Genomic DNA, 15,059 nt, shown 5'->3' with positions numbered 1-15,059 from the left:
TTGATGGCGGCAAATCTTAATTTTGAAATTAAAAAAGCCATACAGGACGATTGCCTGAGCATCGCTCAAATCCATGTGTTGTCTTGGCAGCACGCCTATTGCGATTTATTACCTGGCGGGTATTTGGCGCAATTATCGGTCGAAAATCGTGCAGAAACGTGGCGCAATGCGCTGAAGGCGGGCAGTAGCCAGGTTTTAGTGGCTCAGTCTGACGGCACCCTTTTGGGTTTTATCTCTTTTGCCGCCTGCCGGGATGAAGATGCTGCAAGCGATCAGGCAGAAATCTGGAGTTTGTACGTCTGCCCGGCTTACTGGTCCACAGGTGTGGGGCGAGCTTTGTATACGGCGGCCAGGGCGCTGATTCAGGATCAGGGCTTTAAAGCGCTAAGCCTTTGGGTGCTTGCGGGTAATCAGCGGGCACTGCAGTTTTATACTAAGGCGGGCTTTGCTCCAGATCTGTCTAAGACTTTTGAGTTGGCAGGGGTAGAGCTGCAAGAGCTGCGTCTGGTGCAGGGAATTGTGTGATGAAGCTTGTTGCCGTGTTGCTGTACCCTGGCTGTATTTTTTTCGAGATTGCCGCCGCCGTGGAGCTTCTTGCCCAGCATGGCAGGGTGCAATATTTTACGCCCGACGGCAGTCCTCATGAGTCATCCAATGGCGCATGTATTGTGGCTAAGGGTTCGTATGCTGATTTGGCCGGTTTGACTGTAAATGCAGTATTAGTGCCGGGAGGAAACCCGGATTCGATTCTGGAATTAAAGCTGGCGAATGAATGCCTGCAAGCGGCTTATGCCAAAGGGGCCGTGCTGGCAGGAATTTGCGCAGGGGCTTTAGTAATCGCTGCAACTGGCTTATTAGCAGGGCGGCGTGCTACGCATAATTACACCGCTGAGTTTACGCCATTGCACATCGTGAATTTTGTGGCTCCACTGTGGCAGGGGGTTATGTATGAGCGGGCAAATGCGGTGATCGATGGCCGCATAATTAGCGCTCAGCCTTGGGCGGTGTTTGAGTTTGCGGCCTTAATCGGCGAAGCTTTGAGCGTAATGAACCCTGAAGAGCGGGCTAAATATCTGGCTTATTATCAGCCTGGTCGCTTGGGCTAATAAGCTTTATCACTCCATCTAACCTATAGGATTCATCACAATGCAATCACTCAGCCCTGCCGATGTTATTCAACGCCAATTGGATGCTTATAACGCCAAAGATGTCGATGCCTGGCTTGCTACTTATGCTGCTGATGCGCAGCAGTTTGCCTTGCATGGCGGGCTGCTGGCGGCGGGGCATGCGGCGATTCGCTCGCGGGTTCTGATCCGGTTTGCCGAGCCTGATTTACACGCCGAGCTTTTACAACGCACAGTAATGGGGCCGGTTGTGGTGGATTATGAGCGCATCACGCGTAATTTTCCTGAAGGGAAGGGTACGGTAGAAATGCTCTGTGTTTATGAAGTGGCCGATGGCTTAATTCAGAAGGCTTCGTTTGCTTTTGGTGAGCAGGTGGTGACTGTTCCAGCATTAGCCCTGTAGCTTGGGCTGATTTATCAGCCTGAGACATCACGATGCATTTTCATCAGCAATTAACGCTCTGGCTAAAGGCCGACCCTTTACGCTGCCAGGCGCTGCGTCAGGCGGCAGCGCTGGGTTTGCCTGATTGGTGCATTGCGGCAGGCTTTGTGCGTAATCTGGTCTGGGATCGCCTGCATGGTTTCACCAGGCCAACACCTTTGACAGATATTGATCTGATTTATTTTAATACAGAGGATATTTCGGAAGAGGCGGACAGGGCGCTGGAGCAGCGCTTGATGCAAGATTCGGATCTGCCCTGGTCGGTTAAAAATCAGGCCAGAATGCATGTCCGCAATGGCGATGTGCCGTATTTAAATACGTTGGATGCGATGTCCTGTTGGCCAGAGCCAGAAACGGCGGTTGGCGTCCGGCTGGAGCCTGATCTGGCGTTTATTTCTCCATTCCCCTTAGAAAACCTCCGCGATTTACAAATTACGCTGAATCCAAAACGCCCCAAAATAAGTGATTTTGAGGCGAGAGTGGCAGAGAAAAAATGGCTGGAGATCTGGCCAAAACTACAGGTGAACAGGGAGGGGGATGATGAATAGGCTGCTAATAATTCGCCATGCAAGGGCTGGCGATGCTGAGGAGGCCGCTGTTTTGCTGGGGCAGCTGGGTTACCCGAATGATGCTGATTTTGCCAGACAAAAAATAGCCAGGCTGCATGGTCCGCAAGACGCGGTGTTGGTGGCAGATCTGGCAGGGCAGGTAGTGGGCTTACTGGGTTTGCATCTGATCCCTACCCTGCATGATGCTGGTTTTTTGGGGAAGGTGACGGCATTGGTGGTACTGGAGACGTGCAGTGGGCAGGGTATTGGCTGTGCTTTATTGGCAGAGGCGGAGCGTTTTGCCGCGGCGGCAGGTGCATTAAGGATGGAGGTTTTGAGCGGTAATCATAGGACTGAAGCTCATCAATTTTATCGGGCGGCTGGGTATAGCGGGAGCGATCATAGCCGCTTTGTTCGTGCTTTGGGGCCAGGTAAATAATCGCTTCCCGTTTCCGCAGCATTGTCATCCCCGATAAAAATACCGGGGGATGATCGTTTTTTTGATCATTTATGAATGAATGTGTTCCGACCCACATCCTTGGCCCGGTAGCTAAATTTGGAGCCTCTGAGGTTTAAGGCGCGGGTTTTGCCATTTATTTCAGCATGGCTTTATGCCGTTCTGGCATAAATCCGCGTATTACGCAGTGTGCCGTCAGGGGCTGATCTTTCATTTTTTAGTATGCCTTCAAGCTCAAACCCAGCTTTTTCGGCAACCCGCCAGCTGGCTGTATTTAAATCATCTGCAATAATCTCTAAACGTTTGGCTTTTAAGTGTTCAAAAGCAAACTGGCTAAGAGCGCTGACGGCTTCGGTGATCAGGCCGTGCCCGTGTAATGAAGTGCGGCACCAATAGCCTATTTCAAATTTGGGAATCTCCCAATCGATTCGGTGCAACCCTGAAGCGCCCACAATTTGCCCGGTTTCTTTTAAAAACACCAGCATATTTAAATTGCTGCGGCTCATAAAATCAGCATGGCTCTGGCGGCAAAAAATTTCTGCATCGTCTGCTGTTGGCTCGTGCATGGCCCATGGCAGCGAGGCGGGAAACTGGCGTAATTGCCGGATCGATTCTGTTTTGGCCTCGTGCATGGCCAGGCCATCGCCCGCACGCGGGCAGCGGATAATCAGCCGTTTAGTGGTGATTTCATCAGGAAAATCCAGAAGGATTGGGTTCATGCTCATGCTCTGAATTGGTTTATTGGATAGCCCGGATGGGGACGCTGGCACCGCATAAATCGACATGGCCTGGGCTGTTAATAAACCATTGCTCAGCCCTGATACGGCGGGCTTGCAGCAGGTTTTGCCAGCTTTTGCTGTCGGTACGCAGTATTTCCAGCCTGGGGCGCTCGCTGTCAGGCAGATCGCTTAGCAGCCTTACCCGGTTGATTGTGGTTCTTTGTTCTGGTTTTTCATAAAAGCCCATCGCCGCTGTGCCTCGTGGCAGGCCGCTCAGCCATTGCATACCTTGCAGTACCCGGCCAACAAGGGTGATGTTTAAATCCAGGCCGCGTGGTGCCTGGCCAATAACGGTGTACAGCTCACTGCCATTACTGCTGTCAGCGGCCATATCGCGCCCTGCACCCACCATTCCATAGCAATGTGTGAGCCAGGCGCGGCCTGTTTTTGGATTAGCCGCTGCAGGCATGCCGTTTACCCAGCCTGTTACCGGGGCAAAGGGATCGGTTTCTTTAAGGCGGGTCAGGGGCAGGTTTTTGAGGGGGATATCAAATTCGGCCGGGAGTTTTGTTTCTGCACTGCCTAATGATTTGGGGCTGCTTTCGCTGTTTGGATCGCCCCACTGGCTGACATAATTATCTTGCACACGAATAATCGCCAGCTGGTCAAAATATCCTTCATGGGCCAGTTTGCGGATATTGGCAACGTGGCGCGGGGCAAAACGGGGGGCCAGCTCGATGATGACCTGTCCTGCTGCTAAATCCATGATCAGGGTGTTGTCCGGGTCCAGTGGCCGCCAGTCGCTTGCGGGGGATTTTTCTAAAACCTGAGCACTGGTGATGCCCTGCTGTTTACCGGCGGCAAAGCTGTTGGCGGCCAGTAGAAGGCCAAGGGTAAGTGCTGTCCATTTGCTCAACATAGAAACTCCAGAAAGGACCTGCAGGCTGAAAAGGAGGGCTTAACTGCTTAAGGCTTGTAAGAATTCATTGCTGTCAAAGCCATCTTTCATCTGGTGGCCGCGTACAATCAGAAAAGGGGTGCCCACTGCGCCATAGGCGTTAAATTCCTGCTGGCAGCGCTGATCAATTGTCATATTGCATTCGGTAAATGTAAAACCATTCTGATTTAACCATGATTTAGCCTCTCTGCAATAAACACATTCTGTAGTGGAATACATGGTGACTTCGCCGGGCTTTACGGCCGATGCTAATTGGCTCATCTGGTTTGTGCTGTATTCGGTATTATTATTTGAATAATGTTTCCAGGCAAATTGCAGTGCACCGGCAATAATTAATAGTGTAATTAACCGCAGCATGGGAGGATGTCCTGTTTTAAATCAGCGCAAATACTTATTTTAAATAATCCGGATAAAAAAATGCTTCAGGCCTTGGCTTGAAGCATTTGTATATTACGGCTTTGAGCATATTTATTGCAAATATGTACTTACATATGAATATTTTTGTGTTGTTTATTGCGGTATTAATCAATCACTATGGGCCGCTTTGTCTGGCTGTCCAGTATTTTTTGTAAGGGGCTGTCGGCGGTTTCATATTCGCTGATCAGCTGCTGCTCTGTGCTATTGGGGGCTCCCAGCCAGCGTGCACTGGCGTCATCCGTTTTGTAGCGGGCAACAATCCGTTTTTGAGCGGGTGAATAAAGCATGCTAACCGAGTGGCCGCAGTTGTGTGGTTCGCATACGGAGCTAAGCAAATAGGGCTGCTTTGCGATCAGCAGCGGGGTTACCGGGCTTGATACCCCTTTGCCCACCCAGCGTGGCATTTTTATGCCTGCAGTTTTAAATATTTTATCCAGCTGCTGGCGCAGTGGTTTATCTGCAGCGTAAAGATCAAAGAAGTAGGCACACTTGCTGCTGTCTGTGCAGGAGAGCGCTTCTTTGCTGCTGATCTTTTGAGCCTCTGCGTTTAAAGGAATAAAAAACAGCGCAAATAATGCGCTGCAGATTGAAAAATGGCGTAGTCCTTGCATGATTGTTCCTTAGCTAAGACAGCCTGCAGGGGGGGGGCTGATTCACCTGCAGGCTTTGTTTTATTCGTTTATGGAATGACGGTGGTAAATAAATAAACGGCAAAAATCACCAGCAGAACCACGCCCGGCAAGACCGTTGTTTTACCTGTGCCTAAAGACAGCATGGTGGTAAAGAGCGACAGCACCAGTAATACGGTGGATTTGATATCCAGCCCAAGGGTGAGTGTTAAGCCGCTGATCAGCGAGAGCACGGCAACCGTTGGAATCGTCAGGCCAATACTGGCAAGCGCCGAGCCCAATGCCAGATTCAGACTGGTTTGCAGGCGATTTGCCCGAGCGGCATGCACGGCCGCAATGCCCTCCGGCAGCAGGACAACAGCCGCAATAATAACGCCAACCACGGCTTTGGGCGCACCCATACTGGCTACGCCCTGCTCGATACTGGGTGCCAGAGCCTTGGCAAGCAGTACGACTGCGGCAAGGCATACCAGCAGCAACAGGCTGCTGATGGCGGTGGTGCTGAGCGATGGAGGGGCCGCATGTGCTTCTTCATCGCCTGCTTCGCCATGGCTGGGCAGAAAATAATCGCGGTGCCTGATGGTTTGAACCAGCACAAAAGTGCCATAGAGCGTGAGTGTGACCACGGCAATAAAGATCAGCTGGCTGGAGGTATAAACAGGGCCAGGGGCGCTGGTTGTGTAATTGGGTAATATCAGCGTAAGCACTGCAATGGCGGCCAGTGTTGTGAGTGCCGCGCTGACACCATTCAGGCTAAAAGTTTGCTCTTTATAGCGCGCACCGCCAACCAGCAGGCAGATACCAATAATGCCGTTAAGAATAATCATAACTGCAGCGAAAACAGTATCTCTGGCCAGTGCCGTGGTTTCCGGCCCGCCTGCCATCATCAGGGAAACAATCAGAGCGACTTCAATAATGGTGACGGCTACAGCCAGCACCAGCGTTCCATAGGGCTCGCCAACACGGTGGGCAACAACCTCAGCGTGGTGAACCGCCGCTAAAACGCCGCCAAATAAGCCAATAGTTAATAAACCAAGATAAACAGCGCCCATGCCCTGCCCTGGGATCAGATAAAGCAGCCAGGCAATGATGGGGGCGGCGATGGTCCAGACTGGTAGTGTTACTTTCATCGTGACGCCAGAGAGAGAGGATTCAACATAAGATGCTCCAGTGTGAGGTCAGGCTGTGGGGGACAATCTATTGTGCACAGATATGCATATCGGGCACATAGCTGATCTGCAGATTTGTGCAAATCAGACGCTATTGCTCATATTAAGGAGGGTATTGCAGGTAAAGTGTCGTATGAATGACGGGGCAACGCGAAAGACTATGCGCTGGTTAGAGCGGCAGGGATATAAAAAGTTCATTGTAAACAGATGTTTTTTTGAACAAGATAAGCATGCTGCTGTGATCGTTTTGTAATATAAAAAAACCACAGCAAAAAGTGGCTGTGGTTTTTTAAAGGCAAATCAAAAAGTTGTTTTTTTATCTGATTTGCTTGCGGCGGCGTGAAACCCATACGCTGACGAGGCCAAGACCAAGCAGTGCATAGGTTTCTGGCTCTGGTACCGGGGTAGTAACAATATTATCAAACTGGCTGTTTGCACCTGCCCAAGATACTTTTGTCAGATCTGTTTTATTAAAAATGGCAGTTTGCAAACCTTTGGCAGAATCAAAAACGACTGTTTCATAGCTCGTGCCCAGTTTGCTGAAAAAGCTGAATGTAATTGAGCCTGTTTCACCCTGGTTAAAAACATCTGCCAGATCAATAGAATTAAAATTAAATAAAGATTTATTGGCCAGCTCAATACTGGTTTTACTGCCGCTGTAATTTACAAAAACTGCGGCATGGCCAGTATCTGCCTGAAAATCAGAATTGGCACCCCAAACGCCTAAGCGCTCATCCCCCAGGCTGTCATTACTAATTATATAGCCATTGGAATTAATCGAACTGAAACCATGATAATAATCGTCATGGCTTAAATCATTGAAATCAATTACGGTAGCATTTGCAAAAGTGCTTAAAGCAAAAATTGAGCTGGCAAGAAACAGCCTGGTTCGCAGCATAGCGTGTCCTTAGATTAGAAAATAACGATATTTGAGTATTTTCTGTCCCAGGACTTGCGTATGTCAAAACAATAATTTAATTTGTTGTAAGTCTGGTGTTTGTTTTTGTTGTGGTTTGCTTCGTATCCCGAATGAGCGTGTAGAGAGCTTGCCTTGCGTAGTGGTGGCACCCGCAGTGGCAAGCCGGATCGGTTTAGTTGTCTGCCTGGTCTTTACGCTTAACCGTCACAATTTGATAAACCCCGCCAAATATCGTGCGTTTTTGCCAGATGTATTGATCTGCATGGCTGGCGAAATGGCTGATTTCATGATGCCAGAGTGCTTCTGCAAAAGGCTCTAACTTAGCGTTTACCCATTTTAAGATCCAGCGTATGGGTTGCCAGACGGATGGCTTATGGTAATCCACAAACAAGACTTTGCCGCCAGCGGGCATTTTGTTCAGCATATGGTCAACGATGACACGCTTTTTATTATCGGGGACTTCATGCAATAAAAAGAAGCTGCAAATCAGATCAAATGTTTTATCGCACTGATAAGTTGCTGCATCTGAGCGGATGACTTTGGCCCACGGGTAGATGGCGAGCTTGCGCTGGCCATGCTCGATTTGTGCCGGAGTGATGTCGGTGAGGTGAAAGCAGCCATCCGGCCCTGTTTTTTGCGCCACTTTACGCACTAAATCACCATAAACATGGGCTACTTGCCAGACTTTCATGCCCGGTTGAATCTCATTCAGATAAGCCCGCATCAGTCGCTGATCATTGCCAAACAGCAGTACCTTGACCACCAGATTATGGTCCAGCTGATTTACACGGCGCGGGTTGACATAAGCCCAGTCGTATACCTCGGTCATGTAATCAGGAACGCCTTCGTAATAAGGGTTCTCAGGCAGTTTGGGATGATTTTTTGTCATGGCGGCGCTTCCTGAATAATGTCATTAGCTTAGTTCGGTTTTGCCCATGGGGTTTTGAGCTGGACCAAGATTTGCGCCTGACATATTCACATCCCTGGCTGTTTATTGAGCGCAAAAAAAAACGGCGCTGAGCGCGCCGTTTGGGGATGTATTAAAGCTTAATGATGACGGCCGCCAGAGCGCTTGATCGGTGCAAATAGTGCTGCAACCGGGGTATTTTCATTGCTCAGTGGTTGTTGATCGCCACGTGGCTTGGCTGCCGGGCGCGATGCGCTGTTGCGGGCATCGCTGCGCGGGGCACGATCAGGATAGCCACGATCTTGCGGTGCACGCGAATCACTGCGGCCGGTACGCGGGTTGCTGCGGCCGTCGCCAGCCGGACGAGGGCTGGAGGATGTACGTGCTTCACCGCGCGGATTGGTGTTAAAGCGGCCTTCGCCAGCCGGGCGCGGGCTGGCGGAGGTGCGTGCTTCACCGCGTGGATTGGTGTTGAAACGGCCTTCACCCGCCGGGCGTGGCGTTGCGGGTGAACGGGCTTCGCCACGTTCATTATTGAAACGGGGGCGTGCATCCGGGTTAAACGGCGGGCGTGCAGGGCGTGGCGCATCGCCAGCCGCTGCGGCTGCCGGGGCACGATCGCTGCGATTATGCCCGCGTGGCGGACGGCCGCTGTTTGGGTTGCGCGGGTCATGCTTGCGCTGTGCGCCATTGCGGCCATTTAAAATTGGCTCGGCTTTGATGCTTGGATCAACCGCAAAACCTTCCACGCTTTCACGGGTGATCTCACGTTTGATCAGGCGTTCGATATCGCTCAGCAGCTTATGCTCATCTACACAAACCAGTGAAATCGCTTCGCCTTCTGATCCCGCACGGCCGGTACGGCCAATACGGTGAACATAATCTTCGGCGACGTTAGGCAGCTCAAAGTTCACCACGTGTGGCAATTCTTCGATATCAATACCGCGGGCGGCGATATCGGTGGCGCACAATACTTGCAGCGTGCCGGATTTAAACTCGGCCAGTGCACGGGTACGGGCGGCCTGGCTCTTATTTCCGTGAATCGCCAGTGAGTTAATGCCTTCTTTAGTCAGCTGCTCGGCAAGGCGGTTTGCGCCGTGCTTGGTGCGGGTAAACACCAGCACCTGAAACCAGTTTTTATCTTTGATCAGCTTGGTCAGCAGTTCACGTTTACGCTCACGATCAACAAAGTAAACCTTTTGCGTAATCATTTCGGCGGTGGCATTGCGGCGGGCCACTTCGATCAGCGCAGGGTTATCTAAGAGGCCATCAGCCAGTGTTTTGATTTCGTCAGAAAAAGTAGCGGAGAACAGTAAGTTCTGACGCTTGGCAGGCAGTAGAGCCAGCACTTTTTTGATGTCACGAATAAAGCCCATATCCAGCATGCGATCGGCTTCGTCCAGAATCAGCACTTCAACACCGCTTAAATCAACGGTTTTTTGTGAGATGTGGTCAAGCAAACGGCCGGGTGTGGCCACCAGAATATCAACCTGGCTGCGCAGCATTTTGATCTGCGGATTAATGCTGACACCACCAAACATCATCATGGATTTCAGTGGCAGATATTTACCATAATCACGCACACTTTCTTCAACCTGAGCGGCCAATTCACGCGTCGGGGTCAGGATCAGCGCACGGATTTTTTTGCTGGCCGAAGGTTTGCTGCTCAGAATATGCAGCAGTGGCAGGGTAAAGCCGGCGGTCTTGCCGGTGCCGGTTTGTGCACCAGCAAGTAAATCACCACCGGATAACACAGCAGGAATAGCCTGCTGCTGAATAGGGGTTGGCGTGGTGTAGCCAAGTTCAGTAACGGCGCGGACGATATCGTCCGCAAGCCCTAGGGCGGAAAAACTCATTCAAACTCCAGAGGAGAGTATCGGCCTGTCGCTAAGGATAGCGCCAGTCAAAGGCAGATGGGGTAGGTGTTTAGAAACCTTAGCCAAGTAGGATATCAAGATAGATCACTCAGCTGCATTCTGCTTAGCTGAATATCAGCCAGCTTTAAGCGACTCAGGCTGCACTTGCTTCACCTGATTTTAAAACCATCGTGAACAGACTGGTTGTGTAAATCCGGCCAAACATGGCGCTGAGTTGTCTTTCACTTCAGCCCGCTAAGCCCAGTAGTTTGCAGGGTTGACCGTGAATGATTTTGTAACAGCTGAGGATGAATATGCTTGATGGCGTACCTGGATTGTGCAGCGCGCTGACTGGGTAACGTGCTCACTGCGGGCATTATACCTGTGTACGTGCCGTGCCGTGCAAAGCAATCTTCAATTAGTTGGAAATACCGCTGCTGACCGGAATGGCACAGCGGCGATTATTCACTGTGGACGCTTGTTTTTATTGCGTGTTTTGATGGGTTTAATGGCGTATTTATTTGGGTTAAAAAAGAGAATAAAGGCATTCTCTGCCCTTTTTTTGCTTGATTAGTGATGTAAATGCTATTTTCATAATATTCAATTTCTTTCAGCTAAAGAAATTATGAAGAAATAAAATCGTTGTGTAGTATATGAGCTCTTTTTATCTGGCCCGGGCTGGAAATGGGTATTACTTTTCGCTTAGTTTTAACTGGCAAATTATTGCCCGGCGCCACTTTTGATAGTGCAGCAGCCGCTCTTGCCCAGTTACTGAGGCTGGATCATGCAAGGGCCGAATCACTTTTAGCCAGCGCACCTGCGGTGATTAAAAAAACGCTGCCGCACAGCGAGCTGGAAACCTATCTGAAAATACTGCAAAAAACGGGGGCAGAGGTTCTGGCCGAAGCCAGCAATGCTTCTGTGCCCGCACCGGCCTTGCCGCCTGCTGTGGATACGTCTGCCGCTATTCTTGAGCTAATTGAGCCTGCCAGTACCATCACTTGCCCTAAATGCCACAGAGAGCAGATACGGCGTAATTTATGTATTGAATGCGGCACAGATATGCCGCGGGCGCTGGCTATGCAGGCAGAGCCGATTATTGCTCGTGCGCGCCCTTTGCCCATTGTGATTAAAGAGCCAGAGTTTGATACCCCTTCCTTTTGGGGCGTGAGCACAGCGGGGCGGTTGGGCCGGGTGCGTTATCTGACCTCCAGTTTATTAGTGCTTTGTCCATTTATAATTCTCGCTATCTTTGCGCCATTCATGGGAAGCAAAACGATGAGTGGCGGGCTGCTCGTGCCGCTTTTTGGTCTGATGGCATGGACGTTATGGCAGTCTTTCAGGCTGATGATTTTGCGTTTACATGATTTGAATAAGCCTGCCAGCTGGATAGGATGGTTTCTGCTGGCTGCCGCGCTTGTCGGGATGATGCCAAAGGCTTTGGGTTTAAATGGTGTCAATGTTCTGGGCTCTTTATGCATGATTATTGCTTCATGTGCGCTTAGTTTTGCACCGGGTGATCATGATGAAAATGATTTTGGGTTTCCGGCTGAGCCGCCCGCTTTATGGCATTCAGCCTTAGCGCTGGTGGTTTTGCTGATTTCATTATTTAGCCTGCCAAGTCTGTTTGTGCGTGGAAAATCCGTGCCTTTATATCAGGGTCAGTCGCTCAGCGAGGCAGATATCCAGGCCCGTTATCAACAGCAGCGCAAAATCTTGTCTGAGCATGATCTTGATCTGATTGTTAAAAATGAATCCATGGAAAACAACGGTGCGGCAGTCAATCGTGAAGAAGTCAGAAGAAGGGTGCAGCAAAGTCTGGATGAGCAAGCCATGAAAGAAGCGCGTACGCCGCCCGAAGATGCTGCTGGTGCTATCCCGAACCGCAGGATACTGAGCGAGAGCGAGCTGGATGAGCTGGTGCGCAATATTTCCAGGGAAAATGGCACAGCTGCAAACCGTGAAGAGGTCAGACGCGAGGCTCAGCGGATGATGGATCAGCAGGCAAGAAAAAAAGCAGGAATGGTGAGTGGCTGATGATGCGCTGAAAGGCTGCAGCTTAATCTGAAAAAATCTGAAAGATATTTAGCCCGCTTTGCAGGGCATAAAACTTGGGCCACAGGGCACACAGGGCAGCGTGCTTTTTTGTGAACGCTGTGGCTCAAGTTTGGATTGATTTATAAAGCTGAAGCCGCTTTAAGCGTCAGAAACGCTTAAAGCGCTGTACTCCTCTGGTTTTACTCGCCCAGAAAACGCATCTTAAAGCTGCGGCCTTTGATATTGCCCTGGCTCAGGCTGTTAAAGGCCTTGCTGGCAACGCGCCTGTCGATGGCCACATAGGTTAAAAATTCAAACACATTGATTTTGCCGACTTGTTCTTTCGTTAAGCCCGCGTCGCCAGTCAGCGCACCAAGTAAATCACCAGGGCGCAGCTTGTCTTTCTTGCCGCCCATAATGCACAGCGTGACCATAGGCGGGCGCAAAGGGCCGCCTTCTGCAGGCTCCAGCTTTTCCAAATCAAACCAGCGTACCGGCCCGCCTTGGTATTCTTCGATCAGCGTGACCCATTTTTTTTCATTGGGCGCGGCAAGGCTTAGCGCCAGGCCTTTGTCGTGGCCGCGGCCGGTGCGTCCAACACGGTGGATATGCACTTCGGTGTCTTTGGATACGTCCACATTAATCACCGCGCCCAGGCTTTGGATATCCAAACCACGGGCGGCTACATCGGTGGCGACCAGAATCGAGCAGCTTTGGTTAGCAAACTGCACAAGGATCTCGTCGCGCTCGCGTTGTTCTAGCTCACCATAGAGCGCCAGGGCACTAAAACCTTGATCCCGCAGCTCTGCTGCAAGCTCGCGGCAGTGGATCTTGGTATTGCAGAAGGCCAGTGTCTGAACCGGTTTGTAGTGATTGAGTAGCTGCGCCACGGCGGCATTACGCTCTTCGTGGGCAACGGAATAGAATCGTTGTTCGATTTGGCTGTCAGCATGTTGCGCCTCTACTTTCACTTCGGCAGGCAGCTTCAGAAACTTTGCGCTGTCTTTACGAATATTGTCGGGATAGGTGGCCGAAAACAGCAGGGTTTGGCGCCGGCCCGGGCAGGCGCTCACAATACCGGCAATCTCGTCGTAAAAGCCCATATCGACCATGCGGTCGGCTTCGTCCAGCACCAGTGTTTGTACCGTGGATAAATCAATTGAAGCGCGGCCAAGGTGATCGCGCAGGCGGCCAGGCGTGCCCACAATAATATGCGCACCGTGCACCAGAGAGGCTACTTGTGGCCCCATTGGAGTGCCGCCGCAGAGCGTTAAAATTTTGATATTTTCAGTAAAACGGGCCAGGCGGCGCAGTTCTTTAGCTACCTGGTCGGCCAGCTCGCGCGTTGGGCAAATCACCAGGCCCTGAATGGCAAAATAACTGGGATTGAGCTTATGTAACATGCCAATCCCGAAGGCTGCGGTTTTGCCGCTGCCGGTTTTTGCCTGGGCAATGAGATCGCGCCGCGCCAGAATCAGCGGCAGGCTTTGCGCCTGAATTTCCGTCATTTCGACATAACCCAGGCTATCCAAGTTTTGCAGCATGGCCGGCGAGAGAGGTAGATTGGCAAAAGATGTAGTGTTCACAATGACTTAACTCGCTGGCCGAAAGGGGCAGTAGTCTAACAGGGGAAGCGCTTCAGAGCCAGCCATCACTACAGATGGTTTTATTTAACGAAAACTACGGGGTAAATCTTTCAGGCTGATGACAGGGGATGCAGCTTATGTGAGTGTAGTTTCTGCGTGAAACTACGTGTTCTCTGTGGCCTTACTGCTTCAAGATTTGGGTTTCCGTTGCGTTACATCAGCTAGTAATATAGCTGCCGTGGGTGATCCCCGCACTCTGAAGACACAAGGAATCCAATGAATCACAAAGCACGCCGCCCCACTTTGCAGGATGTGGCGGATAAAGTGGGTGCGTCCAAAATGACGGTCAGCCGCTATTTGCGGGAGCCACAGCAGGTGGCTGAGGCGACGGCTAAAAAAATTGCCGTGGCGATGGAAGAGTTGGGCTACATCCATAACCGCGTGCCCGATATGCTGGCTAATGCCAAAAGCCGTGCGATTGGCGTGTTGCTGCCTTCGATGTCAAATCAGGTTTTCTCCAGCGTAGTGCGTGGTATTGAATCGGTCAGCGGCCCTGCGGGCCTGCATGCGCTCTATGGGCACTATGGCTATAGCATGGAGCGGGAAGAGCAGCAGATCGCGCAATTGCTGTCTTTTAATGTAGACGGGCTGATTTTGTCTGAAACCCAGCATACCGATCGCACCTTACGGATGCTGGAAACCGCTGCAATCCCCGTTATGGAAGTGATGGAGCTGCCGGAGCATCCGGTTGATCTGGCTGTCGGGCTGAACCACACAGCGGCAGCCAAAGAAATCGTGGGCCTGATGATTGCCAGAGGAAGAAAGCGGATTGCCTATTTAGCCGCACGTCTGGATCATCGTACCCGTCAGCGTGAAGCGGGTTATTTGGCTGCAGTTACTGAGGCAGGGCTGATCCCTGTTTTGATCCATACCGATCAGCCTTCCAGTTTTACCTTGGGAGGCCAGCTGTTACGTAATGCCCTGCAAGCCGCGCCCGGTCTGGATGGTGTGTTTTGCACCAATGATGATATCGCCGCAGGTGCATTGCTTGCCTGCCAGGCCATGGGGCTGAGCGTGCCAGCGCAAATCAGCGTGGCGGGTTTTAACGCGCTGGATATTGGCCATGCCCTCGCGCCGCAACTCGCCAGCGTTATCACCCCCCGTGAAGCCATTGGCCGCGTCGCCGCAGAGCGTTTAATTGGCAGAATGGAAGGAAAAGTGTATCCGGACAGGGTATTGGATATGTCTTACGAGATTTTCCTGGGGCAGAGTTTGTAATGGTTTTGGGGAT

At 51.1% G+C, this 15,059-nt stretch carries 16 protein-coding genes; 7 read left to right on the top strand and 9 right to left on the bottom strand.

Features of this window, described 5'->3' with window-relative positions:
* Positions 1 to 3: 3 nt before the first annotated feature.
* The 5 genes from HA050_RS02760 to HA050_RS02740 are packed head-to-tail and all read left to right on the top strand — an operon-like array spanning position 4 to position 2,553.
* A complete protein-coding gene (locus HA050_RS02760) occupies positions 4 to 525 on the top strand; it encodes a GNAT family N-acetyltransferase (protein WP_166821717.1) in 522 nt (173 codons plus the stop codon).
* Positions 525 to 1,106: a DJ-1/PfpI family protein gene (locus HA050_RS02755; RefSeq protein ID WP_166821714.1), complete on the top strand. Its 582-nt coding sequence runs from the start codon at positions 525 to 527 to the stop codon at positions 1,104 to 1,106. Before HA050_RS02760 ends, HA050_RS02755 begins: the two co-directional genes overlap by 1 nt.
* A 40-nt stretch (positions 1,107 to 1,146) precedes the next feature.
* Complete coding sequence (locus HA050_RS02750) at positions 1,147 to 1,527, top strand: nuclear transport factor 2 family protein (protein WP_166821711.1); 381 nt, start codon at positions 1,147 to 1,149, stop codon at positions 1,525 to 1,527.
* Between the two features lie 32 nt (positions 1,528 to 1,559).
* Positions 1,560 to 2,114: a nucleotidyltransferase family protein gene (locus tag HA050_RS02745; protein WP_166821708.1), complete on the top strand. Its 555-nt coding sequence runs from the start codon at positions 1,560 to 1,562 to the stop codon at positions 2,112 to 2,114.
* Positions 2,107 to 2,553, top strand: a complete 447-nt coding sequence (locus HA050_RS02740) for a GNAT family N-acetyltransferase (protein WP_166821706.1) — start codon at positions 2,107 to 2,109, stop codon at positions 2,551 to 2,553. The genes HA050_RS02745 and HA050_RS02740 overlap by 8 nt, the downstream gene beginning before the upstream one ends.
* A 170-nt stretch (positions 2,554 to 2,723) precedes the next feature.
* Here the strand turns inward: HA050_RS02740 and HA050_RS02735 are convergent, their stop codons facing one another.
* The 8 genes from HA050_RS02735 to HA050_RS02700 form a co-directional block, all read right to left on the bottom strand.
* Positions 2,724 to 3,290 carry a GNAT family N-acetyltransferase gene (locus HA050_RS02735; RefSeq protein WP_166821703.1) on the bottom strand — a complete coding sequence of 189 codons (567 nt, stop codon included), beginning with the start codon at positions 3,288 to 3,290 and terminating at the stop codon, positions 2,724 to 2,726.
* Positions 3,291 to 3,309: 19 nt separating this feature from the next.
* Positions 3,310 to 4,209, bottom strand: coding sequence for a peptidylprolyl isomerase (locus tag HA050_RS02730; RefSeq protein WP_166821700.1), 900 nt, complete (start codon positions 4,207 to 4,209; stop codon positions 3,310 to 3,312).
* Between the two features lie 39 nt (positions 4,210 to 4,248).
* A complete protein-coding gene (locus HA050_RS02725) occupies positions 4,249 to 4,605 on the bottom strand; it encodes a glutaredoxin family protein (RefSeq protein WP_166821697.1) in 357 nt (118 codons plus the stop codon).
* Positions 4,606 to 4,769: 164 nt separating this feature from the next.
* Positions 4,770 to 5,276, bottom strand: coding sequence for an Ivy family c-type lysozyme inhibitor (locus tag HA050_RS02720; protein ID WP_166821694.1), 507 nt, complete (start codon positions 5,274 to 5,276; stop codon positions 4,770 to 4,772).
* A gap of 68 nt (positions 5,277 to 5,344) precedes the next feature.
* Entirely contained in the window at positions 5,345 to 6,424 is a 1,080-nt protein-coding gene (locus HA050_RS02715) for a calcium:cation antiporter (protein WP_166821691.1), read from the bottom strand.
* A gap of 355 nt (positions 6,425 to 6,779) precedes the next feature.
* A complete protein-coding gene (locus HA050_RS02710; protein WP_166821687.1) occupies positions 6,780 to 7,361 on the bottom strand; it encodes a PEP-CTERM sorting domain-containing protein in 582 nt (193 codons plus the stop codon).
* Between the two features lie 193 nt (positions 7,362 to 7,554).
* Positions 7,555 to 8,271 carry a rhodoquinone biosynthesis methyltransferase RquA gene (gene rquA / locus HA050_RS02705; RefSeq protein ID WP_166821684.1) on the bottom strand — a complete coding sequence of 239 codons (717 nt, stop codon included), beginning with the start codon at positions 8,269 to 8,271 and terminating at the stop codon, positions 7,555 to 7,557.
* Between the two features lie 158 nt (positions 8,272 to 8,429).
* Entirely contained in the window at positions 8,430 to 10,145 is a 1,716-nt protein-coding gene (locus tag HA050_RS02700) for a DEAD/DEAH box helicase (RefSeq protein WP_166821681.1), read from the bottom strand.
* Between the two features lie 684 nt (positions 10,146 to 10,829).
* Here HA050_RS02700 and HA050_RS02695 point away from each other — a divergent pair.
* Positions 10,830 to 12,182 carry a DUF805 domain-containing protein gene (locus HA050_RS02695; protein WP_166821678.1) on the top strand — a complete coding sequence of 451 codons (1,353 nt, stop codon included), beginning with the start codon at positions 10,830 to 10,832 and terminating at the stop codon, positions 12,180 to 12,182.
* 200 nt (positions 12,183 to 12,382) lie between these two features.
* Here HA050_RS02695 and dbpA read toward each other — a convergent pair whose 3' ends face one another.
* Positions 12,383 to 13,768 carry an ATP-dependent RNA helicase DbpA gene (dbpA, locus tag HA050_RS02690; protein WP_166821676.1) on the bottom strand — a complete coding sequence of 462 codons (1,386 nt, stop codon included), beginning with the start codon at positions 13,766 to 13,768 and terminating at the stop codon, positions 12,383 to 12,385.
* Positions 13,769 to 14,044: 276 nt separating this feature from the next.
* Between dbpA and HA050_RS02685 the strand changes: the two genes are divergently transcribed.
* Positions 14,045 to 15,046: a substrate-binding domain-containing protein gene (locus tag HA050_RS02685; RefSeq protein ID WP_166821673.1), complete on the top strand. Its 1,002-nt coding sequence runs from the start codon at positions 14,045 to 14,047 to the stop codon at positions 15,044 to 15,046.
* The last annotated feature ends 13 nt before the right edge of the window (positions 15,047 to 15,059 follow it).

It is taken from the genome of Iodobacter violaceini (assembly GCF_011601265.1).
Lineage (GTDB): Bacteria > Pseudomonadota > Gammaproteobacteria > Burkholderiales > Chitinibacteraceae > Iodobacter > Iodobacter violaceini.
The sequence above is the reverse complement of the archived record's forward strand: the minus strand, read 5'-3'. Positions and strand labels throughout refer to the sequence as shown.

Excerpts from the sequence above, each read along its gene's own strand:
- HA050_RS02760 (WP_166821717.1), top strand. The coding sequence starts at position 4 with ATGGCGGCAAATCTTAATTTTGAAATTAAAAAAGCCATACAGGACGAT.
- HA050_RS02755 (WP_166821714.1), top strand. The coding sequence starts at position 525 with ATGAAGCTTGTTGCCGTGTTGCTGTACCCTGGCTGTATTTTTTTCGAG.
- HA050_RS02750 (WP_166821711.1), top strand. The coding sequence starts at position 1,147 with ATGCAATCACTCAGCCCTGCCGATGTTATTCAACGCCAATTGGATGCT.
- HA050_RS02745 (WP_166821708.1), top strand. The coding sequence starts at position 1,560 with ATGCATTTTCATCAGCAATTAACGCTCTGGCTAAAGGCCGACCCTTTA.
- HA050_RS02740 (WP_166821706.1), top strand. The coding sequence starts at position 2,107 with ATGAATAGGCTGCTAATAATTCGCCATGCAAGGGCTGGCGATGCTGAG.
- HA050_RS02735 (WP_166821703.1), bottom strand. The coding sequence starts at position 3,290 with ATGAACCCAATCCTTCTGGATTTTCCTGATGAAATCACCACTAAACGG.
- HA050_RS02730 (WP_166821700.1), bottom strand. The coding sequence starts at position 4,209 with ATGTTGAGCAAATGGACAGCACTTACCCTTGGCCTTCTACTGGCCGCC.
- HA050_RS02725 (WP_166821697.1), bottom strand. The coding sequence starts at position 4,605 with ATGCTGCGGTTAATTACACTATTAATTATTGCCGGTGCACTGCAATTT.
- HA050_RS02720 (WP_166821694.1), bottom strand. The coding sequence starts at position 5,276 with ATGCAAGGACTACGCCATTTTTCAATCTGCAGCGCATTATTTGCGCTG.
- HA050_RS02715 (WP_166821691.1), bottom strand. The coding sequence starts at position 6,424 with ATGAAAGTAACACTACCAGTCTGGACCATCGCCGCCCCCATCATTGCC.
- HA050_RS02710 (WP_166821687.1), bottom strand. The coding sequence starts at position 7,361 with ATGCTGCGAACCAGGCTGTTTCTTGCCAGCTCAATTTTTGCTTTAAGC.
- rquA (WP_166821684.1), bottom strand. The coding sequence starts at position 8,271 with ATGACAAAAAATCATCCCAAACTGCCTGAGAACCCTTATTACGAAGGC.
- HA050_RS02700 (WP_166821681.1), bottom strand. The coding sequence starts at position 10,145 with ATGAGTTTTTCCGCCCTAGGGCTTGCGGACGATATCGTCCGCGCCGTT.
- HA050_RS02695 (WP_166821678.1), top strand. The coding sequence starts at position 10,830 with ATGGGTATTACTTTTCGCTTAGTTTTAACTGGCAAATTATTGCCCGGC.
- HA050_RS02685 (WP_166821673.1), top strand. The coding sequence starts at position 14,045 with ATGAATCACAAAGCACGCCGCCCCACTTTGCAGGATGTGGCGGATAAA.